Source organism: Longispora fulva (assembly GCF_015751905.1).
In the GTDB taxonomy this organism is placed as follows: domain Bacteria; phylum Actinomycetota; class Actinomycetes; order Mycobacteriales; family Micromonosporaceae; genus Longispora; species Longispora fulva.
Window position 1 is genome coordinate 1,361,586 of the sequence record NZ_JADOUF010000001.1, and the last position, 21,447, is coordinate 1,383,032.

Annotated in this window: 19 protein-coding genes; 9 read left to right on the forward strand and 10 right to left on the reverse strand. The window is 74.5% G+C overall.

The features are described from left to right. Window positions 1–5 precede the first annotated feature (5 nt). The gene (locus IW245_RS05980) at window positions 6–506 is read right to left on the reverse strand and encodes an anthrone oxygenase family protein (protein WP_197002196.1); all 501 of its coding nucleotides are present in this window, start codon (window positions 504–506) and stop codon (window positions 6–8) included. A gap of 81 nt (window positions 507–587) precedes the next feature. On the opposite strand from IW245_RS05980, the gene IW245_RS05985 reads away from it, so the two are divergent. Then, window positions 588–1,526, forward strand: coding sequence for an AraC family transcriptional regulator (locus IW245_RS05985; RefSeq protein WP_197002197.1), 939 nt, complete (start codon window positions 588–590; stop codon window positions 1,524–1,526). Here the strand turns inward: IW245_RS05985 and IW245_RS05990 are convergent. The 4 genes from IW245_RS05990 to IW245_RS06005 all read right to left on the reverse strand — a co-directional run bounded on the left by IW245_RS05990 (window position 1,523) and on the right by IW245_RS06005 (window position 5,198). After that, window positions 1,523–2,905: an LPXTG cell wall anchor domain-containing protein gene (locus IW245_RS05990; protein WP_197002198.1), complete on the reverse strand. Its 1,383-nt coding sequence runs from the start codon at window positions 2,903–2,905 to the stop codon at window positions 1,523–1,525. The two genes, IW245_RS05985 and IW245_RS05990, sit on opposite strands and share 4 nt — an antisense overlap. A gap of 7 nt (window positions 2,906–2,912) precedes the next feature. Next, window positions 2,913–3,272 carry a hypothetical protein gene (locus tag IW245_RS05995; RefSeq protein ID WP_197002199.1) on the reverse strand — a complete coding sequence of 120 codons (360 nt, stop codon included), beginning with the start codon at window positions 3,270–3,272 and terminating at the stop codon, window positions 2,913–2,915. A 133-nt stretch (window positions 3,273–3,405) separates the two neighbouring features. Then, a complete protein-coding gene (locus IW245_RS06000) occupies window positions 3,406–4,071 on the reverse strand; it encodes a response regulator (RefSeq protein WP_197002200.1) in 666 nt (221 codons plus the stop codon). Beyond that, complete coding sequence (locus IW245_RS06005; RefSeq protein ID WP_197002201.1) at window positions 4,068–5,198, reverse strand: sensor histidine kinase; 1,131 nt, start codon at window positions 5,196–5,198, stop codon at window positions 4,068–4,070. The genes IW245_RS06000 and IW245_RS06005 overlap by 4 nt, the downstream gene beginning before the upstream one ends. A gap of 161 nt (window positions 5,199–5,359) precedes the next feature. Here IW245_RS06005 and IW245_RS06010 point away from each other — a divergent pair, with 161 nt between their 5' ends. Further along, a complete protein-coding gene (locus tag IW245_RS06010) occupies window positions 5,360–5,797 on the forward strand; it encodes a DUF1707 SHOCT-like domain-containing protein (protein WP_197002202.1) in 438 nt (145 codons plus the stop codon). A gap of 203 nt (window positions 5,798–6,000) precedes the next feature. Here the strand turns inward: IW245_RS06010 and IW245_RS06015 are convergent, their stop codons facing one another. The 3 genes from IW245_RS06015 to IW245_RS42075 all read right to left on the reverse strand — a co-directional run bounded on the left by IW245_RS06015 (window position 6,001) and on the right by IW245_RS42075 (window position 8,552). Further along, a complete protein-coding gene (locus IW245_RS06015) occupies window positions 6,001–6,900 on the reverse strand; it encodes a DNA-3-methyladenine glycosylase family protein (protein ID WP_233472625.1) in 900 nt (299 codons plus the stop codon). Window positions 6,901–7,049: 149 nt separating this feature from the next. Further along, window positions 7,050–7,808, reverse strand: a complete 759-nt coding sequence (locus tag IW245_RS06020) for a peptidylprolyl isomerase (protein ID WP_197002203.1) — start codon at window positions 7,806–7,808, stop codon at window positions 7,050–7,052. A 204-nt stretch (window positions 7,809–8,012) separates the two neighbouring features. Continuing rightward, window positions 8,013–8,552: a HEAT repeat domain-containing protein gene (locus tag IW245_RS42075; RefSeq protein ID WP_197002204.1), complete on the reverse strand. Its 540-nt coding sequence runs from the start codon at window positions 8,550–8,552 to the stop codon at window positions 8,013–8,015. 6 nt (window positions 8,553–8,558) lie between these two features. On the opposite strand from IW245_RS42075, the gene IW245_RS06030 reads away from it, so the two are divergent. Then, the gene (locus tag IW245_RS06030) at window positions 8,559–8,741 is read left to right on the forward strand and encodes a hypothetical protein (RefSeq protein WP_197002205.1); all 183 of its coding nucleotides are present in this window, start codon (window positions 8,559–8,561) and stop codon (window positions 8,739–8,741) included. Between the two features lie 12 nt (window positions 8,742–8,753). Next, window positions 8,754–9,293, forward strand: coding sequence for a signal peptidase II (gene lspA / locus IW245_RS06035; protein WP_197002206.1), 540 nt, complete (start codon window positions 8,754–8,756; stop codon window positions 9,291–9,293). Window positions 9,294–9,317: 24 nt separating this feature from the next. On the opposite strand, the gene IW245_RS06040 is transcribed toward lspA, so the two are convergent. Beyond that, a complete protein-coding gene (locus IW245_RS06040; protein WP_197002207.1) occupies window positions 9,318–10,298 on the reverse strand; it encodes a helix-turn-helix domain-containing protein in 981 nt (326 codons plus the stop codon). 199 nt (window positions 10,299–10,497) lie between these two features. On the opposite strand from IW245_RS06040, the gene IW245_RS06045 reads away from it, so the two are divergent. The 4 genes from IW245_RS06045 (at window position 10,498) to IW245_RS06060 (ending at window position 15,812) form a co-directional block, all read left to right on the forward strand. After that, complete coding sequence (locus IW245_RS06045) at window positions 10,498–13,854, forward strand: S8 family serine peptidase (protein WP_197002208.1); 3,357 nt, start codon at window positions 10,498–10,500, stop codon at window positions 13,852–13,854. 67 nt (window positions 13,855–13,921) lie between these two features. Next, entirely contained in the window at window positions 13,922–14,302 is a 381-nt protein-coding gene (locus IW245_RS06050) for a hypothetical protein (RefSeq protein WP_197002209.1), read from the forward strand. Window positions 14,303–14,542: 240 nt separating this feature from the next. Further along, a complete protein-coding gene (locus tag IW245_RS06055; RefSeq protein ID WP_197002210.1) occupies window positions 14,543–15,190 on the forward strand; it encodes a hypothetical protein in 648 nt (215 codons plus the stop codon). A gap of 13 nt (window positions 15,191–15,203) precedes the next feature. After that, the gene (locus IW245_RS06060; RefSeq protein ID WP_197002211.1) at window positions 15,204–15,812 is read left to right on the forward strand and encodes a class I SAM-dependent methyltransferase; all 609 of its coding nucleotides are present in this window, start codon (window positions 15,204–15,206) and stop codon (window positions 15,810–15,812) included. 86 nt (window positions 15,813–15,898) lie between these two features. Here the strand turns inward: IW245_RS06060 and IW245_RS06065 are convergent, their stop codons facing one another. Beyond that, a complete protein-coding gene (locus IW245_RS06065; protein ID WP_233472623.1) occupies window positions 15,899–18,244 on the reverse strand; it encodes a cellulose-binding domain-containing protein in 2,346 nt (781 codons plus the stop codon). A gap of 127 nt (window positions 18,245–18,371) precedes the next feature. On the opposite strand from IW245_RS06065, the gene IW245_RS42080 reads away from it, so the two are divergent. Then, the gene (locus IW245_RS42080; protein WP_197002212.1) at window positions 18,372–21,437 is read left to right on the forward strand and encodes an AfsR/SARP family transcriptional regulator; all 3,066 of its coding nucleotides are present in this window, start codon (window positions 18,372–18,374) and stop codon (window positions 21,435–21,437) included. The last annotated feature ends 10 nt before the right edge of the window (window positions 21,438–21,447 follow it).

Consider the following 21,447-nt stretch of genomic DNA (forward strand, 5'->3'; position numbering starts at 1 on the left):
AGGGCTTAGGCGGTGGAGCGGCCGAACAGGACGAGCGCCCAGGTCAGGCACCCGAACGCCGCGCTGGACACCACGGCCCGCACCACGTTCCACCCCACCCACGTCGCCTCGAACCGGGCCCGCACCGCCGCCAGGTCCGCGATCGCGCCCGGCTTCCCGGCCGCGTCCAGCGCGTTGTTCAACGGCACGTTCACCGCCGAGGTGATGACGAACATGACCAGGTAGAGCACGAACGCCGCGACCAGCCACGGCAGCACGGTCCGGCCGGCGGCCCGCAGGTGCAGCACGGCCGCCAGGGCGGTGAGCAGCAGTGCGCCCACGAAGCAGAGCATGAACCAGCCATTGATGATGGCCACGTTGATCCGCTGCATGGTGTCGACGAAGCTGCGGTCCTCCACCTGGCGCAGGCCGGGCATCACGGCGACGGAGAAGGAGTAGAAGAGGCCGGCGATGAGGCCGGTGGTCACAGTGGCCGCGATCAGGACGGCGCCTCGGATCAGGTTCATGGTCCCAGTCAACCTGATCTTGGTGGACCCGGCCATCGCCGAGAGGCGCGCGGGCATACGCGCGCGTCTACGCTGGACCGCATGGACGCACTCACCGGGCTCCTCGACGGGCCCCGGGCCCGGGGAGCGTTCCTGCTCCGCTCCGTTCTGGACCCCCCGTGGTCGGTCCGGGTCGAGGACCGCGCGCCCCTGACGGTGGTCGCCATGGTGCGCGGCACCGCGTGGATCGTGCCGGAGGGCGGCGCGCCGGTCCGGCTCGGGCCGGGCGACGTCGCCGTCACCCGTGGCCCCGATCCGTACACCGTCGCCGACGACCCCGGCACCCCGCCGCAGGTCGTGATCCACCCCGGGCAGCGCTGCGCCACCCCCGACGGGGTCGACCTCGCCCAGGCGATGCACCTGGGCGTGCGGACCTGGGGGAACAGTCCGGACGGGGCGGCGGTGATGCTCACCGGGACGTACCAACTCGACGGGGCGGTCAGCCGGCGGCTGCTCGACGCGCTCCCGACCCTGCTCGTGCTGGCGGACGACGCCTGGGACTGTCCCGTGGTCCCGCTGCTGGCCGCCGAGATCGTCAAGGACGAACCCGGCCAGGAGGCCGTCCTCGACCGGCTGCTGGACCTGCTGCTGATCGCCGTGCTGCGCGCCTGGTTCTCCCGACCGGAGGCCGCGGCCCCCGCCTGGTACCGGGCGCTCGGCGACCCGGTCGTCGGCCGCGCCCTACGCATGCTGCACAACAACCCGGCCCACCCGTGGACGGTCGCCGGCCTGGCGTCGGAGACCGGGCTGTCCCGGGCGGCGCTGGCCCGACGGTTCACGGACCTGGTCGGGGAGCCGCCGATGGCGTTCCTCACCGGGTGGCGGCTCGCCCTGGCCGCCGACCTGCTCCGGGAGCCGGAGGTCACCGTCGGGGCGGTGGCCCGGCAGGTCGGGTACGGGAGCGCGTTCGCGCTCAGCACGGCCTTCAAGCGGGTGCACGGGGTGAGCCCACAGCAGCATCGGGCGGGCGTGCCGGGCTAGGGTGCCTCGGACCCGGCCAGTTCCGGGGACAGGGCACCCTCCGGCGGGACGGCGCGCTGCTCGGGGACAGCCGGCTCCTCCAGCGGCAGCGGACTGCACGCCGCGGCCGCCCAGACAGCGGCGCTCGCGCAGGCCGCCAGCACCACGAGCAGCATGACCCGGTCCATCGACGTGATGATCCACCAGTTCAGGTCGATCGGCGTGACCACGTAGGTCACCATCAGGCTGGAGACGTAGGCCGCGACCACGAGCCACAGCCACACGTCGGAGCCGAGGCCGAGCCTCTCGCGCCGTCGGCGCAGCAGGAGCCCGCCGAGGACGGCCACCGCCAGGCCGAGGACTGCGTACAGGCCGGCCTCGTGCCACATGGCGGCCAGCGTCGTGCCGAACCGGTGCACCGCGTCGTGGCCCCGCAGGGTGTCCACCCGGAAGTGCACGTCCCCGACGGCGCCGACATGGTGGGCGATCGTGGACCACACCTGCCCCGCCGCGAACGGCAACCAGACCACCCAGGCCCGGCGCAGGTTGCGGCGTTCCCGGACCGTCACGACCAGCGCCACGATGCCGGCGGCGACGTAGCCCTCGTTCTTGCTGAGCGCCGCCGCGGCCAGCATCAGCAGCGGCAGGGCCGGCTGGGCGAACGGTTTGCGGCCGAACAGCAACAGGAGCGCCGCGCCGACGACGCTGGTCGCCCACAGCGCGTCGGCCATCCCGCCCACGACCGTGTAGGGCGCGGTGCTCCACGCGGCGAGGCCGACCCCGACGGCCGCGGTCCGGGAGACGACGACCGGCGCCTGCTCGGTGATCCGCCGGACGGCGTAGACGAGGCACGCGATCGCGGAGAACGACAAGGCGGCGGAGGCGAACTGCGCGTCCCACACGTTCGCGCCCGGCAGCACCCCCCACACCACGGAGGTGGTCGCCGACGTCAACGGCGGGTAGTCGGTGTGCGAGAAGGCGGTCACGGCCGGGTTGCCCATCGCCGCGCGGGCGAAGTCGCCGCCCCAGGAGAAGTAACCGGCGTGCAGCCACCAGATCGAGTGCGAGTCCCACAGGATCGGCGGCGCGAGGACCTCCAGGAACATGGGCGTGAGCGGCAGGAACAGCCAGCGGGCCTCGGCCCACGTGCCCCCCGGCAGCGGCGCGACCGTCCGGCGGACCAGCAGCACGCCCGCCACCGCCCACTGGGCGAGGAACAGCCCGGCCGACCAGGCGAGCAGGGGGCCGCCGGTGGCCAGCATGAGAATCGTGCCGAGGGCCGCGGTGACCCCGGTGATCAGAGGCGCGGCCACGGTGGCCGTCAGAGCGTTGCGGGTCAGGGCGTAGCCGAGGGGGATTCCTGGGGCGAATACCGCGAGGATCGCGAGGAACGGGGTCATGGCCGGATCACCTCTGCCGTTCGATGGTCAGGCGGAGGTTCCCGGTGTTCAGGGAGACGGTGTAGTCGGTGGTCTCGCCGGGCCGCACGACGTAGGAGCCCTCCAGCATCGCGATCTCCACGAGCCGCTGGGTCCAGTAGGGGCTGTCGACGGAGGTGGCCAGGGTGACCCGGCTGCCGCTGGGCACGCCGCTGGCGAATTGCGAGCGCACCTTGACGAACTCGGTGTGCCACGGGTTGTTCGCGTTCGCCGGACGGACCCGCCCGGCGGCCTGACCGGCCGTGCGGACCGCGCCGACGGCGGCAGTGCCGAGGAGAACCAGCGCTAGGGCGACGACGAGCACCCGGGCCGCGGAGTGGAGACGCACAGCCTTCTTCTCTCATTGGATATGACGCAGCCCGCAGAGTTCGGTGCATCGGTACCCGCAGAGTCTATAAAATTTCCGTCCATCGCTATGTCCCTACCGCCCCGGGCGCCGACCGTTGGCGGGAGGAATCCGGCTAATCCGCCCAGCCGGGTCGGACCAGGCCCGATTCGTACGCCATCACGACGAGCTGGGCCCGGTCCCGCGCGCCGAGCTTCACCATCGCCCGCGACACATGGGTCTTCGCCGTCGCCGGGGACAGGAACAGCCGCTCGGCGATCTCCTCGTTCGTCAGGCCCCCGGCGGCCAGGGCCATCACCTCGCGCTCCCGGTCGGTGAGCACGCCGAGGTCCCGGGCCGCGGCCGGTCCCCGAGACCGGGTCGCGAACTCCGCGATCAGTCGGCGGGTCACCCCCGGCGACAGCAGCGCGTCGCCCCGGGCCACCACGCGGACCGCCTGGATCAGGTCCGCCGGCTCGGTGTCCTTGACGAGGAAGCCGCTCGCGCCGACCCGCAGGGCCTCGAACACGTACTCGTCGTGCTCGAAGGTCGTCAGGATCACCACCCGCACGTCGGCCAGCGCCGGGTCGGCCGCGATCTGGCGGGTCGCCTCGATGCCGTCGAGCCGGGGCATCCGGATGTCCATCAGCACCACGTCGGGCCGCAGCTCGCGGGTCAGCCGCACGGCCTCGGCCCCGTCGGGCGCCTCCGCGACGACGTCCATGCCGTCCTGCGCGGCCAGCAGCGCGCGGAAACCGCCCCGGACGAGGGCCTGGTCGTCGGCGAGCAGTACGCGGATCATGCCGGCAGCCTGCCGTACACCCGGAAGCCGCCCTCCGGCCGGGGCCCGGCGACGAGAGTGCCGCCGAGCGCGTCGGCCCGCTCGCGCATCCCGGTCAGCCCGTTGCCGGCCGTCGAGCCGCCGCCCACCCCGTCGTCGAGGATCTCCACGGTCACCGCGTCCGGCTCGTAGCCGACCAGGACGCGGGCAGTGTCGACGTGCGCGTGCCGGTACACGTTGGTCAGGGCCTCCTGCACGATCCGGAACGCAGCCAGGTCCGCGTTGGCCGGCAGCTCCCGGGGTTCGCCCGTCACCGTGAGCCGGACGTCGAGCCCGCTGGTCGCCAGCCGGCCGAGCAGCTCGTCCAGGCGGGTCAGGCTCGGGGCCGGCGTGCGCGGCGCCTCCTCGTCGACCCGACGCAGCACGCCCAGCGTGGACCGCAGCTCCTGCAGGGTCTCCTTGCTCGCCGCCTTGATCACGGTCAACGCCTCGCGGGCCTGGCCAGGGTCGTCGTCGAGCAGGTGCAGCGCCACGCCGGCCTGCACGTTGATCAGGGAGATGTTGTGCGCGATGACGTCGTGCAGCTCGCGGGCGATCCGCAGTCGCTCGTCGCTGGACTGCCGCTTGTGCTCCTCGGCGCGGGTCCTGGCCACCTCGGTGAAGTGCATTCGGCGCACCCGGACGAACTCGGCGAGCATCAGCACGCCGACCAGCCAGGCGGCGACCCCGAGCGTGCGGCCGACGGTCGGCGCGGGTTGCCGGTCGACGACGGTGCTGATCGCGACGAAGCCCACCAGGCTGGTCGCGGCGGCGGCCTTCGCCCACTGCCGGTGCCCGGTGAGGACGGTGAGGAACAACGCGACGAGACAGCCGATCGCCACCGGACCCCACGGGTAGCCGAGCGCCAGGTAGCCGCCCGTCGCGGCGAGGGTGCCGGTCAGCGCGAGGCCCACGTGCACCCGGCCCAGGTAGAGGACCAGGCCGGAGGCGGTGAGCAGCGCGTACCCACGCGCGTCGAGGACGTCGGCGTTGTGCCCGATCATCCGGACGCCGACGATCTGGGCGGCCGCCACCACCACGGGCAGGACCCGCACCCGCCACGACGGCGGGCGCAGCATCCGCGGCGGACGCGGGCGAAGTCGGCGCATGCCCGCAGGGTAGTGCACCGGGCGCGCCCGGCACGTCGGCTCCGGGGAGGCGGCGGCACTACTCCCGGGGGAGTAGCCGGCGCTCCCGGAATGACGCCGCCGGACCGACGCGGTGCGGGCCGCCGCCGCCCAGACTTGAGCCATCACCTCAGGAGGTAACAATGGAACACGAACCGGGCCAGGTCCGCGCCTCCGACAAGGAACGCGAACAGACCGTCGCCTTCCTGCGCGCCGCGCTCGCCGAGGGCATGCTCACGCTGGAGGAGTGCGACGAGCGGCAGGCAGCGGCCTATGCCGCGAAGTACCGGCACGAGCTCGACGTCCTGCTCACCGACCTGCCGCGCCAGCTGCGGTGGCACACCCCGGAGGCCCGGGCCGAGTTGCGGGCCTGGGGCCGGCGCAGGGCGTTCGTGGGGTTGACGGCGCTCGCGGTCGTGGTCACGTTCGCGGCGCTGTCCGGCGGGCACTTCTTCTGGCCGATCCTGCCGATCATGTTCGTCGCGTTCCTCGTGCTGCGCCGCAAGGCGTTCCGGCGGATGGCCGGCCGGGGCGGGGGCTGCGGCCCGCACCACCGCACGTTCGGGCCGGCGTCGGCCTGAGCGGTCCGACACGGGGCGGGGTCCACAAGGGCCCCGCCCCGCGCCGTGTCGGAAAGACCAGGAACATCTTCTGATTACGGTCGGGCCCGGCCCGGTCTCCGTCGGCCCGACCAGGCGGGGTGGCCGCCGTGAGCTCGGGGGCGTCGGCCTCGCCTGCCGCTCGCCCGGCGACTGGGGCCGATGCTGGGCCGGTTTCGCCGCGATCAGTAGCCGGCGAAGGAGCGCAGTGGCATCCGGGGCCCCCGGCGCGGCGCGCCCATCCCGGCGGCCGCCAGGAGTGTGCACACCCTGCCGCGGTGCCCGGCGAACGGGGCCAGCAACGCGAGCATCCGGGCGTCGTCGGCGCGCGGCTCCCCGGCGAGGGCCCACGCGACCATGTTCGGCAGGTGGTAGTCGCCGACACTGACGGCGTCCGGGTCCCCGTACGCGACGCGGACCACCTCCGCGGCCGTCCACGGCCCGATCCCGGGCAGCGCCGTCAGCCGGGCCGTGGCCTCGACGGAGTCGGCGCACCGTTCGAGCCGGTCGGCGACCGAGGCCGCCCGGCGCAGCGTGTCGGCCCGGCGCTGCTCGACCCCGAAGGGGTGCAGCACCCAGTAGGGCGCCGCCGCGATGTCTGCCGGGTCCGGCGGTACCCACAGCGCGGGGACCGGGCCGGGGGCCGGCGCGCCGAACTTCCGGACGATCGCCGAGTACGCCTGGTAGGCCTCCTTGCCGGTGACCTTCTGCTCCAGGACGGCCCGGAGCAGCCGGGGGAACACCTGGCCGGTCGCGGGGAGGCGTACCCCACGGTGGGTTCTGGCCAGGCGGGCCACGACGGGATGCGCCGCCGCGAGCTCCGCGAATCCGGTGAGGTCGTCGCGCAGGCCGGCGACCGCGTCGGCCCGCTCGACCACCCACGCGGCGCCCGGGCCGTGCCCCTCGGCGTGCAGGTCCGGGCCGACCCTGGTCAGCGCCAGTGCGGCCGGGCCGTCCGGGGTCCGGGCGGTCCACCAGAAGGTGCCCTCGACGAACCGGGCGCACGGGTCGTGCCGGCCCATGGAGAGCAGGCCGACGGAGCCGGCGAGGTGGTAGCCGAGCGGCGGCGTGAGTACCCGGAGCACGGCCCCACTGTCGCACGCCCACCTGGGAAACGGCACCCGTGTCCGGGTGGCGGCCGGTCTCCCGGCGGGGGCTGATGCGCCTGACTGGGCCGGATGGGGTCGGCGTGCCCGGCCCGGGGCTCAGGTGGCCGGGCCGGGCACGCCCGCGCTCAGCAGTGGGCCGTGGCGCGGGTGATCGTCGTGGCGAGAGCCGGCGGGCCGTCCAGCGGCGCCGGGTCCTCCGGGGTCGGCTGCACCCCGCCGGCGGCGATCGCGTCCAGCGCCCGCATCCCGGGCTCGTCCACGTGCCCGAAGACGGTGTAGTTGGGGCGGAGCACCGAGTCGGCGTACACCAGGAAGAACTGGCTGCCGTTGGTGTCCGGGCCGGCGTTGGCCATCGCGAGGGTGCCGCGCGGGTAGATCCGGCGCTGGCCGGTCGGGTCGTTCGGCGCCGGCGGCAGGTCGGTCGGCAACTCGTCCTTGTACCTGTACCCCGGCCCGCCCTCGCCCGTCCCCGACGGATCGCCGCACTGCAGCACCTTGAGCGTCTTGTACGCGGTGAGCCGGTGGCACGGCGACCGGTCGTAGAACCGGTGCTCGACGAGGTGGACGAAACTCTGCACCGTGCACGGCGCCTTCGCCCGGTCGAGGGTGACCGTGATCGGGCCGTGGTTGGTGCGCAACTCGGCGTCGACCGTGCCCCGGCTCGGCGTCCGGTGCGGATCCGGCGGCAGCGGCACCGGACGGGAGGCCGGCTCGTCCGGAGTCTCCGTGAACTCGCACGGCCCGTGCGTCGTCCTCGGCGGCTTCGCGTCCCCGGCGGCGAGCGCGGGACCCGCCCCGACGGCGACCAGGGCCCCGGTGGCCAGCGCGACCGTCGCGACGTGCGCGACCGCCCGGCTGAGTCGTCGGACTGCGGAGTGGGGCACGGGGGTCCTCCTGGGGTCATGGTGCCGGAAACCGGACACAAGTATCGGTTGTAGTCGATACGCCACCGGCCGTCAAGGGCACCCGGCCTGTCGGGCCCGCGGCCGCCGTGTTCGGGGCCGCGTGCCGAGCGGGGGCCGGCCGGAAGGCGAAGGCGTGCCGCCGCGCGGGCTGGTCGGAAGGCGACGGTGTGCCGAGCGGGCCGGCTACAGGGGGCGGTCCAGGCGGTCGGACAGGCGGGCGAGGGCCTGATCGGCGCGGCGGCGCACCTCGGGATCGGTGTCCGTGAGGGCCTTCCGCAGCGGCCCGGCGTGCTCGGCCTCCCCGACCACGCCCAGCCCCCGGGCGGCGGCTGCCCGCACCCGGGGCACCGGATCCGCCAGGGCAGCGGCGAGCGGGTCGGCGGCCTCGCCGAGTTCGCGGAGCGCGCACACCTTCGCGCACATCTCGCGGACCCGCCACGCGTCGTGCCCCAGGGCCGCCACCACGGCGGACGCGGCGGTGGGGTGCCAGGCGTAGAGCAGGGCGCGGGCGGCCCACACCGCTGGCCAGTAGACGAGCGCGTCGAGGTCGAGGAGGGGCTGGGCGCCGCGTCCGCCCAGGTAGGCGAGGAGTTCGGGGTCGTCGGCCGGGCCGCCCCGGAGCAGCGCCGCGCACCGGTCGACCAGCTCGGGCTCTGTCCACCGGCGGCTGGCGGCGCGGATCCGCTCGGCGGGGCTGGCGGAGACGGGGATGGGCGCGGTCACCGCCCCATGATGGCGCACGGCTACGACGAAACCGCCGCGTTCACCGACCGCGAGGCACCCGGCTTTCCGGACCCGGAGCCGTGCGTCGTGGCACCCGACTCTCTCCAGCCCGGAGCCACGGGCGGCGAGCGCCCGACCACCCCGGTGGCCGGGGCTGGCACCGGGCGCTCCCGGCGGGGCCGGATCTGACAGACTCCGCTGATGACGAGCAGCGTCCCCGCCCCGCCCGCCGAACCGACCGCCCGCCGCCGGGTGGGACTGCTGGCCGGAGTGGCCCTGGTGGCCGCCGTGGCCGACATCGTGTCCAAGGTGCTCGTGGTCGAACACCTCGTGCCCGGCGACTCGCCCCGCTTCCTCGGCGGACTGGTCTACTTCAGCCTGATCCGCAACCCGGGGGCGGCGTTCGGGATCGCCAGCGGGATGACGTTCGTGTTCGCGATCATCGCGGCGGTGGCCATCGTGGCGATCGTGCGGATGGCGTCCCGGCTGCGGTCGGTGTCCTGGGCGGTCGGCCTGGGCCTGCTGCTCGGCGGCACGATCGGCAATCTCGGCGACCGGCTGTTCCGGGCTCCGGGGTTCCTGCGCGGGCACGTGGTCGACTTCGTGTCGGTGTTCGGGCCGGACGCGAAGTACTTCCCGGCGTTCAACCTCGCCGACGCCGCCATCACGCTCGGAGTGGCCACGCTGGTCGTCGCCACCCTGCTGGGCATCGACCTCGACGGCCGCCGCAAACACCACTGACCACGGAGCGTCCGGGTCCGGCGGTCACACCCAGCCCCGGCGGACCGCCTGCACCCCGGCCTGGAACCGGTTCTCCGCCCCGAGGGCGTCCAACAGCACGCGCATCCGGCGCCGCAGACTCCGGGTACTCGTCCCGAGCTGCCGCGCGATCGCCTCGTCCTTGAGCCCGGACAACAGCAGGAGCAGGATCCGCCGGTCCTCCGCGTCCAGCGGGTCGGTGTCGGCGGACGGCCCGGCGGTCAGGGGCACGGCCTGCTCCCAGAGCCGTTCGAACAGGGTGACCAGCGCCGCGACCAGGGTGGTGCCCCGGATGACGACGCTGCGGGTGATCGGTGGGTCCAGGTGCAGCGGCAACAGGGCGAGCCGGCGGTCGGCGACGGCCATCTTCAGCGGAATGCCGGCGAGCACCCGGGCCTCCTCGCCGGCCCGGGACAGGCCCGTCACGTCGTCGAGGATGCCGGGGATCTCGAAGGCCTCGGGCGCGTAGATGGCCCGGTAGCGCACGCCGCGGCCGAGGAGCATGTGCTCGAGCGGGTTGCTGTGGTCCAGCACGTACGGCGGCCGGTCCAGGCTCATGATCTCCTCGGTGGCCTCCTGCTGCAGCCGGACGAACCACCGGCCCAGCTCGTCGGCGCTGGTCAGCAGCTCGACGCCCTCGCCGGGGCGCGCGGCCTGACCGATCGCCCGGTACACGGCCTCCAGTTCGGCGGCGGTGTCCGTGACCCGGCTGAGGTCCTCGTGCGCGTTGCGGACCAGGGCGGCGACGGCGGTGGTCGGGCTCACGGCCGTCCACCGGGGAGGGCGGCCGGACAACCTGCTGACCAGGCCGTATCCGCGCAACCGGCCCAGGGCGGCCTGGAGCTTGTCGATGCCGGAGCCGGTCCGGGTGGCCAGGTCACGCACCGTCACCGGCGGTCCGGCCAGGACGGTCCGGTAGACGCCCTCGTCGAAGGGCGTGACGCCGACCGCGCCGAACACGAACTCGTCTGCGCTCCTGGCCCCCATGCCGGTCGATCATGGCCGGTTCCGGCGCGGGCCGCAACCGGACAGGTGTCACACCTGGCCGATCGTCCGGGGCGCGGCTAGAAAGAGCACACGACCGACCCCCCACCCTGGAGACGGAATGCTCAACGAACCGCATCCACGGCCAGCCTCCCCGGCCCCGTCCCCGCTGTCCCGCCGCCGGTTACTCCTCGTGGCGGGCGTGGCACTCAGTACCGTGCTCGGCACGTTCGGGGCCGTGCCCGCCGGGGCCGACCCCGGCCCGGACGCCCCCTCGGCCCCCCAGGCCTACCAGCCGCCGCGGAACGTCACGCTCATCACGGGCGACCGGGTCACCCTGCGGACCGGCCGCGACGGGTACGCCCCCGCGGAGATCACCGCCGGGCCCGGCCGGGAGAAGGTCACCTTCATCCGGCAGCGCGGCCCGAAGGGCTGGTCCGTGGTGCCGGCCGACGCGATGCCGATGCTCGCCCAGGGCCGGCTCGACCCCCGGCTGTTCGACGTGTCGACCCTCGCGGCGACCGGCTACGACGACGCGGCGCGCGCGGACCTGCCGCTGCTGGTGCAGTACCAGAAGGGACAGGCCCGGACCAACGGGCTCGCGGCGGCCAAGGCCCGCGACCTCGGCACGCTCGACCTGGTCGCGGTGTCCCAGCCGCGGGCGAAGGCCGCGGACCTGTGGCGCGGCCTGACGCCCGGCACGGGCGCCCTGCGCGCCCTCGACGCGCCGATCGCCAAGGTCTGGCTGGACGGGAAGTCGAAGATCCAGCTCGACTGGAGCGTGCCGAGGATCGGCGCCCCGGCCGCGTGGGCCGCCGGATTCACCGGCGAGGGCGTCAAGGTCGCGGTCCTCGACACCGGGTACGACCCGACGCACCCCGACCTCGCCGGCACGGTGGTCGGGTCGGAGAACTTCACCCCCGACGCCGACGTGATCGACCACAACGGGCACGGCACGCACGTCGCGTCCACCGTCGCCGGTTCGGGTGCCGCGTCGGGCGGCCGGTTCAGGGGCGTGGCCCCGGGCGCGAAGCTGCTGGTCGGCAAGGTGTGCACGAGCGACGGCGAGTGCACGGACTCCAGCGTGATCGCCGGCCTGTCCTGGGCGGCGATCCACGGCGCGAAGGTGATCAACCTGAGCCTCGGCACCCCCGACGTGGACCCCCACACCGACATCGTCGGCCAGTTCGTGGACGCGATCACGGCCCAGTACGGCACCCTGGTCGTCGCCGCCGCCGGCAACTACGGCCGCGACTCGATCATCTCGCCCGCCTCGGCGGACAGCGCCCTGGCCGTCGGCGCGACCCTGCCCACCGCGAACGACGTGGTGTGGCAGAAGAGCAGCACCGGCCCCCGGCACCCCGACGGCGCGGTCAAGCCCGACATCGTCGCCCCGGGCGTCGGCATCGTCGCGGCCCGCGCGGCCGGTACCGGCGAGCCGTTCGAGGACAACGAGAACTACACCGAGATGTCCGGCACCTCGATGGCCACCCCGCACGTGACCGGCTCGGTGGCGATCCTGGCCCAGCAGCACCCGACGTGGACGCCCGCGCAGCTCAAGGCCCACCTGATGGGGTCGACGAACCCGGCCGCCGAGCTCGGCGCGTACATCCAGGGCGCCGGTCGGGTCGACGTGGGCCGCGCCGTGGCCCAGCACGTCACCCAGGAGCCGGCGTCGCTGAGCTTCGGCGTGGCGCGCTGGCCGTACTCGTCGAACCTGCCGATGGTGAAGACCCTCACCTACCGCAACGACGGCGACAAGCCGGTCACCCTGCAGCTGAGCCAGGTGGAGCTCGACGGTCACGGCAAGCCGGCCCCGGCGGGCCTGTTCACCCTGGGCGCGAAGTCCGTGACCGTGCCGGCGCAGGGCACGGCGCGCACCACGGTGCAGGTCGACACCCGGATCGGCAAGCCGGACACCTACAGCGGCACGGTCATCGCCCGCTCCGACGACGGCTCCGTCGCGGTCCGCACGGCCGTGGGCGTGGAGCTGGAGGAGGAGAGCTACGACCTCGCCATCACGGTCGTCGGCCGCAACGGCGCGGTCCCCGACTACACCGACCTGCGGGTGTTCGACATCGCCCGGCAGCGGTTCTACCTCGGCAAGCTGGACGGCAACACCTACCGGGTGCGGCTGCACGCCGGCACGTTCACGGCCACGGCCGTCCTGGGCACCGCCCGGGCCGCCGACCCCGACGCCCAGGACGTCACCCTGGGGGCCGAGCCGGAGTTCGTCCTGCGCGGCGACCGGATGCTCACGTTCGACGCCCGCAAGGGCCGGCCGGTCGCCAACAGCGCGCCGGACAGGTCGGCGCGGATCGCCAGCGCCACGATCGGGGCGGTGCAGCTCACCCCGGGCGTGACCTACGTGACCGCGCTGGAGATGTACGACTTCCGGGGCGGCAGCACGATCGACGGGATCTACACCATCCCGAGCGCCGGCACGGGCAGCGGCCAGTTCCTCTACGAGAACTTCACCCAGTGGGCGAAGCCGAAGGGCGACGGCACGTACGACGACACCCCGTACGTCTACCACCTCGCCAAGGTGGTCCCCGGCAAGATCCCGACCGACGGCGGCTACCGGCCGGCCACCTCCGAACTCGCCAAGGTCAGCACCACCTTCGCCTCGGCGGCCGACAAGCACCGGGGCAGCCACGAGGCCACCCCGCTGCTCAACGGCGTCGACACCGGTCTGCCCGGCGGCGCGGTCGGCGAGTTCGCGATGCCCTCCACGCGGACCGACTACTACTCGGCGAGCGGTGCCCTGAGCTGGGCGCCGGTGTTCATGCAGCTGCACGAGCCGCCGGACTCGTGGAACAACTTCGACCGGCTCACGTTCGGCAAGGCCCGCACGTACAAGGTCGGGGCGAAGAACGCCGAGCGGTGGAACGGCGCGGTGTTCGCGGTCGGGCTGTACGCGGACCTCAACGGGAACCGGCGGGTCGGCGACATCCTCTGGCTCGGGATGGACCTCGCGGCCAACGGTGTCGTCGAGCGCGCGGTGTACGAGCACGACGCGTTCACGACGAAGGTCGTGATCTACCGCAACGGCGAGCGGATCTACGCCGGTCCGTACAAGTTCACCGGGTACAAGCTGCCGGCGGACCCGAAGGAGACCGACTACCGGATCGTCGTCGCGCACCACGCAGCCCCGGGCGACTCGCGGCTGTCGACGGTCTACCAGGCGGAGTGGACCTTCCGGTCGAAGACCGCGCCGGGCACCACCCCGGTCGCACTGCCGCTGTCGGTCGTGCGGGTCAACCCGGAGCTGGACGCGGAGAACCGCGCGCCGGCCGGCACGTTCACCCTGCCGATCGCCGTGCAGCGGGAGACGGGCGCCGCCGCGTCGACCGTGAAGAAGCTCACGGCCGAGGTGTCCTACGACGACGGGGCGACCTGGAAGCCGGCCAAGGTCGGGGGCAGGGGGACCGCCTGGACGGCGACCGTGGAGCACCCGAGGAGGAGTGCCGGCACGTACGTGTCGCTGCGGTTCGCGATGACGGACGCGGCCGGCGCGACGTTCACGGAACGGATCGACCGGGCCTACCAGCTGCGGTAACGCACCAACGCGCACGGCGGAGGGCCCGCGACCACGGCGGTCGCGGGCCCTCTGGCAAGATCACCGCATGCCTCCCGCCGTCACCCAGCGCACCCGCTGTCGGGTCACGGTCTGTCGGGGCTGCTGCTGCGGCACGGCCCGCAAGCACCCCGACACCGACCATGACGCCCAGCTCGACGCCCTGCGCGCCGGCCTGGCGGGCGTGGCGGTGGTCCGGGCCGTGCCGGACTGCCTCGGCCCGTGCGAACGCTCGAACGTGGTCGTCGTCGGCCCGTCCCCGGCCGGCCGGGCAGCTGGTGGCCGGCCCGCCTGGCTCGGCGGGGTCCTGGACGAGGGGACGGTCGCGGCGATTGCTGACTGGGTGGCCCTCGGCGGACCGGGCGTGGCCGAACCGCCCCGGGCGCTGCGCGACCTGCGCTTCCCGACCCCGGCGACCGCGACGACCTGAGCCCGGCGGCCCACGTCCCGGCCCCCGAGCCCGAGGGGGTCAGATCTGCCGCCCCACGTCCCGGCCCCCGAGCTAGAGGGGTCAGGTCTGCCGCCCACGTCTCAGGCACCGTTCCCGAGTGCGCCGGGCTCTCCGCGATCTGGGCCGGGTCCGGATCTCCGCGATCTGAGTCCGGCCCGGCCCCGATCCGGTCGGGCGCGACCCGGTGCCCGGGACTGTCCAGTGTGGAATGCTGGGCGGATGGCAGACGGCCGGCGGTCCACCGCCTCCCTGTGCGTCCTCCCCGACAACCGGGTGTACATCGCCCGCCTGGTCATCCTCGCCCCGTTCCTGCTGGTCGGGATGGTGCTGTTCTTCTTCCGGCTGCTGGCCGGCGGCCGGGACGGCGAGGGCGCCGGGGGCGGCGGCGCGCTCGTGGCCACGGTCCTGGGCCTGGGCTTGCCGCTGCTGTACGTCGGCGGCCTGATCGTCCTGCGCCTGGTCAACGCCCGGATCCTGCTGGACGGCGACCGGATGACGGTCCGCAACGCCTGGCGCTGGCCGGTGTTCGTCGTGCCGGTGGACGACGTCACGGGCATGCATTCGGTGGACGTGAAGGTCGGCACGGACCAGCTCCGGCCCGGCCGGATCGTGGTCACGTCGCGTTCGGCGCGGCCGTTCGTGGTCGACGCGCGGCTGTGGCGGGCGGAGGAGTTCCACCGCCTGGTCCGGCGGCTCCGGCTCCCGCTGGCCGAGCGCCGCGGCGTGTGGTGGGAGCGGCTGCGGGAGGAGTTCCCGGGGGTACGGATGCCGTGGTCGCAGGTGCACCCGGGCGTGGTGCTGGCGGCGGGCACGATCGGGACCCTCGTGTACATCTTCGTGATGGTCAACCTGGCGTTCCGGATATGAGAGCATTCATCCCATGACTGACCCGGACCGGTCGCGCCGCGTGGAGGACTTCGATGCCTACTACCGCGACGGCGCGCCGCCCTGGGACATCGGCCGCCCGCAGTCGGTGTTCCAGGCCCTGGCCGACGCCGGCGGTCTGCGGGGCGCCGTCCTCGACGTCGGCTGCGGCACGGGCGAGCACGCGCTGCTCGCCGCCGGGCTCGGGCTCGCGGCCACCGGGGTGGACACGTCGCCGACCGCGATCGCGCGGGCCGCGGGCAAGGCCCGCGACCGGGGCCTGACCGCGCGGTTCGTCGTCGCCGACGCCCTGGAGCTGGGCGCGCTCGGGGCGGAGTTCGACACCGTGCTGGACTGCGGGCTGTTCCACGTCTTCACGGACGCCGATCGGGCGCGGTTCGTGGCGAGCCTGCGGTCGGCGACGGTGGCGGGTGGCACGTACCACGTGCTGTGTTTCAGTGAGAACGAGCCGGGGGACTACGGTCCGCGCCGGGTCACGCGGGTCGAGCTGCTGGCCAGTTTCGCCGACGGCTGGCGGGTCGCGTCGATCGAGCCCGCCCCGCTGGAGACCACGTTCGCGTCGGGCCCGGCGGCGGGCTGGCACGCGACGGTCACCCGCCTGTAGCCGTGGCGCCCCCCCGACCGGGGAGAGCGCCACAAGAACAACTTCAGGACACGGTTACGGAGGTTCCCGACCCGGTGTCCGTCGGTTCAGCACGTCCTGCCGTTCACGGTGCACCCGGTGGGCACTCCGGGCCCGGCCACGTTGAAGCCGAAGCTCGCCGTGCCGCCCGGCTTCACGGTCCCGTTCCAGCCGAGATTCGTGAACCGGTAGTGCTGCCCGGTCCTGGTCTGGTTCGCGCTCCACGAGCTGGACACCGCCGACCCGGCCGGCAGGTCGAACTCCACCGCCCAGCCGGTCACGGTCGCCGTGCCGGGATTGCGCAGGCTGTACGTCGCCCCGTACCCGGTGCCCCACACCGACGTCTGCGCGAACGTCGCGGTCAGCCCGCCGGCCGGGGGCGTGGTGGGCGGTGCCGACGTCGGCGGCCGGGTGGTCGGGGGAGCCGACGTCGGGGGAGTAGACGTGGGCGGCGCGGAGGTCGGCGGCCGGGTGGTCGGCGGCGCGGACGTCGGGGTGCCGCCCACCGAGACCAGGAACAGCGACGCCCCCGGGTCGGTCCGGGTCGCGTCCACCCCGTGCCCACCGGCGTAGTCGCGCTGCTCGTTGTGCGCCCAGTCGGCGATCGGCGCGCCCGCGACGTCCAGGTGCTGGTAGCCGGTCCCGGACCAGCCGAACTGGTACACCCGGTGCCGGTCGGCATAGTAGTCCACATAGGGCGAGGTGTCGGTGCCGAGCTGCTTGGTCATCGCGTTGTTGAAGAACACGTTGCGCGGCCCGGACGCCCCCGACCACTTGATCGCCTTCCTGCCGGCCCCCCACCAGATCGGGAACCAGTTCGAGTCGTCGGGCGTGCCGCCGCCCTCCTCGCCGCAGTTGGCCCGGCAGTTGGCGGACCGGTGCCCGTACGGCACGGCCACGGTGTTCAGCTCGAACAGGTTGTTGCGCTCCCAACCGCCGTGCAGGTTGAGGTCGGAGTCGAGGTCGTTGCCGATCACCACGTTGCCCGAGGCCGACCACTGGAACGTGAAGTGCCGCAGGTTGCGCGACGTGTTGCCGGCGTACAGGGAGTCCCAGACCCGCGAGCCGCGGAAGTACCCGTTGCCGCCCTTGCCCTTGTTCCACGCGCCGTCGAGGACGTTGTCCACGATCTGCAGGTTCTTCGCCTCCTCGGTGACGATCGGGTGCGAGCCGGTCATCTCCGTGTGCACGCCGCGGACCCAGGAGTTGGCCGCCCACTTGAAGACGATGCCGTGCATCTCGGCCGCCGGGTCCATGTTGCCGTAGTTGTGCACGGCCTCGGCGCGGGTGAGGCCCGGCTCGTCCTGGGTGATGGTGAGGTTCTCGAAGCCGACGCCGAGCACCGGGTCGACGATCGGCGCCGCCTTGGAGTCGTAGGCCACGCCGTCGATCGGGGCGGAGCCGTCGGACACCGAGGTGACCGGGACGTCGTACTCCAGGGGCTTGTCGACCGTGAGGGTGCGGGCGGTGGCGTCCACGGCCGCGATCGTGAAGATCTGCTGGCGCATGTGCAGGTTCTGCAGCGGCTGGTCGGTGGGCAACGCCTGCTGCTGCTCGTAGAACCGCATCGAGTTCGCGGCCCGGATGTTGACCAGCCCGCCGGGCACGAGCGCGGAGAGGGAACCGCTGCTGGCCAGGCGCACGACCGTGTCCCCGGTCCGGGCCGCGAACCCCGGGTCTCCCGGCTTGTCGCCGAGCTTCACGCCCACCTTCCAGTGCACGTTGACCGTGCCCTCGAAGATGTCCTTGCGGTTGGCGGGGGCCGCGGCGTAGTCGGCGGCGTAGGCGGAGTGCACGCCCCGGGACTGCACCCGGAACAGGCCCCGGCCTGGCCACAGCCAGCCGCCCTTGCCCTGCCCGGACGTCATGCCGTCCTCGTCCCAGTCCGAGCCGTCCGGGGTGAGGGTGTCATACCGGGTGTTCGCGTCGGGCCGGTAGACGATCCGGGTGTCGGCCCCGGCGCCCCGGACGACGAGGTAGTCGGCGTCGACGTGCAGCTCGCGGGAGACGTTGAGAATCCCTGTGGGCAGGGAGATCAAGCTCAGTTTCGTGTACCCGGCGGTCGGCGAACAGTTCGCCCTCACCTGGTCGATCGCAGCCTGCAGCCCGGCAGTGTCGTCGACCCCGTCGCCCGGCGTCGCGCCGAGCTGCGCGAGTTCGGCCGGCGTGATCTGGCAGGCGGGCGCGGGGTTGATGTCGCCGGCCCCGGGCAGGTCGGCGCCGCCCCGGTAGCCGGCGTGGCTCCAGTCGTACAGGCCGGGGAGCGGGGCGCGCCGGTTGGCGGCGGACAGGTTCAGGCCGCCGGTCGCCGACAGGGGGCCGGACGGGGCGGACAGTGCGATCGGGGCGGTGGCGAGGACCGCGACGGTCGCGACCACCGCGGTCGCGAGCCAGGGTGCGCGGATACGGGGCACGGGTACCTCCGGAGGGGTGGGGTTCCACGTAGTCAACTGAATCGATGTCAGCCGGTCAAGAGTCGTTCAGAATATGGCATCGCGTACACATATGTGAATGACCTGTGTGGTCGGTTAGCCTCGGTGGGTGGAGTTCAGGGTGTTCGGCGCCGTCGAGGCGACAGTGGCCGGTCGACCCGTCACGCTCGGCCGCCGCCGGGAGCGGGCGCTCCTCGGAGTGCTGCTCGTGCACCTCAACAGCGCGGTGCCCGTGGCCCGGCTGGTCGAGCTGCTGTGGGACGACGGCGCGCGGCCGGAACGGGCCCGGCCGGCCCTGCAGGTGCACGTGTCCCGGCTCCGCCGGGTCCTCTCCGGCGACCGCCACCCCGCAGGAACTGTCCACTTCGTCGCAGACCCGGCCGGCTACCGGCTCGACGGCGACCCGGCCCGCGTCGACCTGCACCGGTTCCGCGACCTGTACGACCGGGCCCTCTCCGCGACCGACCCCGCCCACCGGGCGGACCTCCTCGCCCGCGCGTTCGCCCTGCGCCCCGACCCGCTGTTCGGCGGCGACGCCACCGACGGGGTCCGCGCCCTGCTCCAGCCGGGGACCGACGACCTGGTGCTGTCCGCGGCCGAGCTGCGGATCGCCGCGACCGTCGCGCGCGGCCGGCCGGGGGAGGTGCTCGACGACGTCGCCCGGCTGGTCCGCGCCCACCCGCTGCGCGAACGCCCGGCGGCCCTGCAGGTCCTCGCCCTGTTCCGGGCGGCCCGCGGCGCCGAGGCCCGCGCGGCGTACGAGCGGATCCGCGCCGACCTCGCCACCGAACTCGGCCTCGACCCCGGCCCGGAGCTGCGCCGCCTGCACGAGGAGCTGTTCGCGCCCCGGGTCGTCCCGGCCCAGCTGCCCCCGGGCGTCGCGGGGTTCACCGGCCGCGAGGCCCAGCTCGCCCAGCTCGACCTTCTGCTCGGCCCCGGCGGCCCGGCCACGATCGGCAGCGTCGTGGGGGCCGGCGGGGTCGGGAAAACCGCGCTCGCCGTCCGGTGGGCGCACCGGGCCCGCGCCCGGTTCCCCGACGGCCAGCTGTACGCGGACCTGCACGGCTACTCCGGCGTCCCGCCCGTGCGCCCCGTGGACGCGCTGACCCGGTTCCTCCGGGCGCTGGGCGTGCCCGAGGCCGCCATCCCGACCGATGTGGACGAGGCGGCGGCCCTCTACCGCAGCCAGCTCGCCGACCGCCGGGTCCTCGTCGTCCTCGACAACGCCCGGCATCCCGACCAGGTCCGTCCCCTGTTGCCGGGCGGCGCGGGCAGCCGGGCCCTGGTGACCAGCCGCGACCGGCTCGCCGGCCTGACCGCCCGCGACGGGGCGCGGAGGCTGGCCCTCGACGTGCTCGGCCCCGGGGAGGCGGTCGCCCTGCTGGGGACCGTGATCGGACCGGAGCGGGTCGCCGCCGAACCGGACGCCGCCGCCGAGCTGGTCGCCCTCTGCGGCCACCTGCCGCTCGCGGTCCGGATCACGGCCGCCCACCTCGCCGACCGACCCGAGCCCGGCTTCCCGGCCCGGTTCCCCGCTCCGTCCGACACCGGCATCGCCGGGCACGTCGCCCGCCTGCGCGCCGCGGACCGCCTGGCCGCGCTGGAGTTCGCCGGGGACGACGCCGCCTCCGTGCGGGTCGCGTTCGACCACTCGCACGCCGCCCTGGAACCCGGCGCGGCCCGGCTGTTCCGGCTCCTCGGCCTGGTGCCCGGGGTGTCGTTCGGCCCGGACGCGGTCGCCGCGCTCGCGGACCTGCCGGTGGACGGCGCCCGCCGGGCGCTGGACCGGCTCGCCGCCGGGCACCTGGTCGAGGCGCGCGGCGGGGGCCGGTACGCGCTGCACGACCTGCTGCGCCTCTACGCCAGGGAACACGCCGACCGGCACACGGTCGACGGCGCCGCCGCGGTCCGCCGGCTCTACGACTGGTACGTCCTCGCCGCGCACGCCGTGTCCGAGGTGCTGTCGCCCGAGCGTCTGACGCTCCCCGTGCCGGCGGCGGTCGCCACCGCCGTTCCGGTGGCGTTCGCCGACCGGGACGCCGCCATGGCCTGGGCGGAGTCCGAACGGCAGAACCTGGTGGCGGCCGTCCTGTACCCGCCGGAGCCGGTCGGGCCGCAGGCGGTGTGGCTGCTCGCCGCCGGCCTGCGCGGCCACCTGGCCGTCCGCCGGTACGTCGACGACGCGCTCGCCGTCGCCCTCGCCGGGCTGGCCGCCGCCGCGCACAGCGACGACCCCCGGGTCCTGTCCGGCGCGCACCAGGGCGTCGCCGACGCGCACGGCACGCTGGGGCACCGCCGCGAGTCGGTCCGCCACAGCGCGGAGGCGTTGCGGTGGATCCGGCTGATCGACCTGCCGGTCGCCGAGGCGGCGTGCCTGCTCGTGCACGGCCGGGGCCTGCGGATCGCCGGCCGGCTGCGCGAGGCCGCGGAACACTACGAGGCGGCCCTGCCGCTGCTCGCCCCGGACGAGGAGAACCGCGACGGCGCGGCGATCGCCCGGCTCAACCTGGCGGTCACCTACCGGATGCTCGGCCGGCTGGACGAGGGCGCGGCGGCCGGCCGCGCGGCGCTCGCGGTGTTCCGGGAACTCCGGCCGCACCTGGTCTGCCACGCCGAGGACGTGCTCGCGGCGATCGCGCTCGACCGGGGCGCGGTCGACGAGGCCGAGACCTGGGCCGAGGCCGCGCTCGACGGGACGCTGCGGTTCGGCAACCCGTACCTGGAGGCGTTCGCCCGAGTGCACGTCGGGGCGGTGCACGAGGCGCGGGGACGGCGCGCGGCGGCGGGGCGACAGTACCGGCTGGCGTTGGAGGGCGCGCGGGGCATCCGGTCCGTGGAGGCGGAGGTGTCCGCGCGGCTCGGCCTGGTCCGGGTGGCCGGCGACGCCCTCGGGCAGGCCACGGAGGCGGTCCGGGTCGGCGCGCGCGAGGACTACCCGCTCGCCGAGGACCAGGCCCGCACGGCCCTCGCCGGGGCGCTGGCCGACGCCGGCCTGCGCGGGCGGGCGGTCGCCGAGGCCCGGCGCGCACTCGCCGGCCACCGGGCCAGCGGGTTCCGACTCGCGGAGGCAGGCACGCTCGCCCTGCTCAGCGAGCTGTTGGCCGATCACTCGATGATGGACGACGCGCGGGCGATCTGCGCGGAGATCGGGGTGCCGCCGCCGTCTCGGGGCTAGGGTCAGACCC

Bases quoted from the DNA above. Each gene is read 5' to 3' on its own strand.
- IW245_RS05980 (WP_197002196.1), bottom strand. From the start codon at position 506: ATGAACCTGATCCGAGGCGCCGTCCTGATCGCGGCCACTGTGACCACC.
- IW245_RS05985 (WP_197002197.1), top strand. From the start codon at position 588: ATGGACGCACTCACCGGGCTCCTCGACGGGCCCCGGGCCCGGGGAGCG.
- IW245_RS05990 (WP_197002198.1), bottom strand. From the start codon at position 2,905: ATGACCCCGTTCCTCGCGATCCTCGCGGTATTCGCCCCAGGAATCCCC.
- IW245_RS06000 (WP_197002200.1), bottom strand. From the start codon at position 4,071: ATGATCCGCGTACTGCTCGCCGACGACCAGGCCCTCGTCCGGGGCGGT.
- IW245_RS06005 (WP_197002201.1), bottom strand. From the start codon at position 5,198: ATGCGCCGACTTCGCCCGCGTCCGCCGCGGATGCTGCGCCCGCCGTCG.
- IW245_RS06010 (WP_197002202.1), top strand. From the start codon at position 5,360: ATGGAACACGAACCGGGCCAGGTCCGCGCCTCCGACAAGGAACGCGAA.
- IW245_RS06030 (WP_197002205.1), top strand. From the start codon at position 8,559: ATGATGGCGCACGGCTACGACGAAACCGCCGCGTTCACCGACCGCGAG.
- lspA (WP_197002206.1), top strand. From the start codon at position 8,754: ATGACGAGCAGCGTCCCCGCCCCGCCCGCCGAACCGACCGCCCGCCGC.
- IW245_RS06040 (WP_197002207.1), bottom strand. From the start codon at position 10,298: ATGGGGGCCAGGAGCGCAGACGAGTTCGTGTTCGGCGCGGTCGGCGTC.
- IW245_RS06050 (WP_197002209.1), top strand. From the start codon at position 13,922: ATGCCTCCCGCCGTCACCCAGCGCACCCGCTGTCGGGTCACGGTCTGT.
- IW245_RS06055 (WP_197002210.1), top strand. From the start codon at position 14,543: ATGGCAGACGGCCGGCGGTCCACCGCCTCCCTGTGCGTCCTCCCCGAC.
- IW245_RS06060 (WP_197002211.1), top strand. From the start codon at position 15,204: ATGACTGACCCGGACCGGTCGCGCCGCGTGGAGGACTTCGATGCCTAC.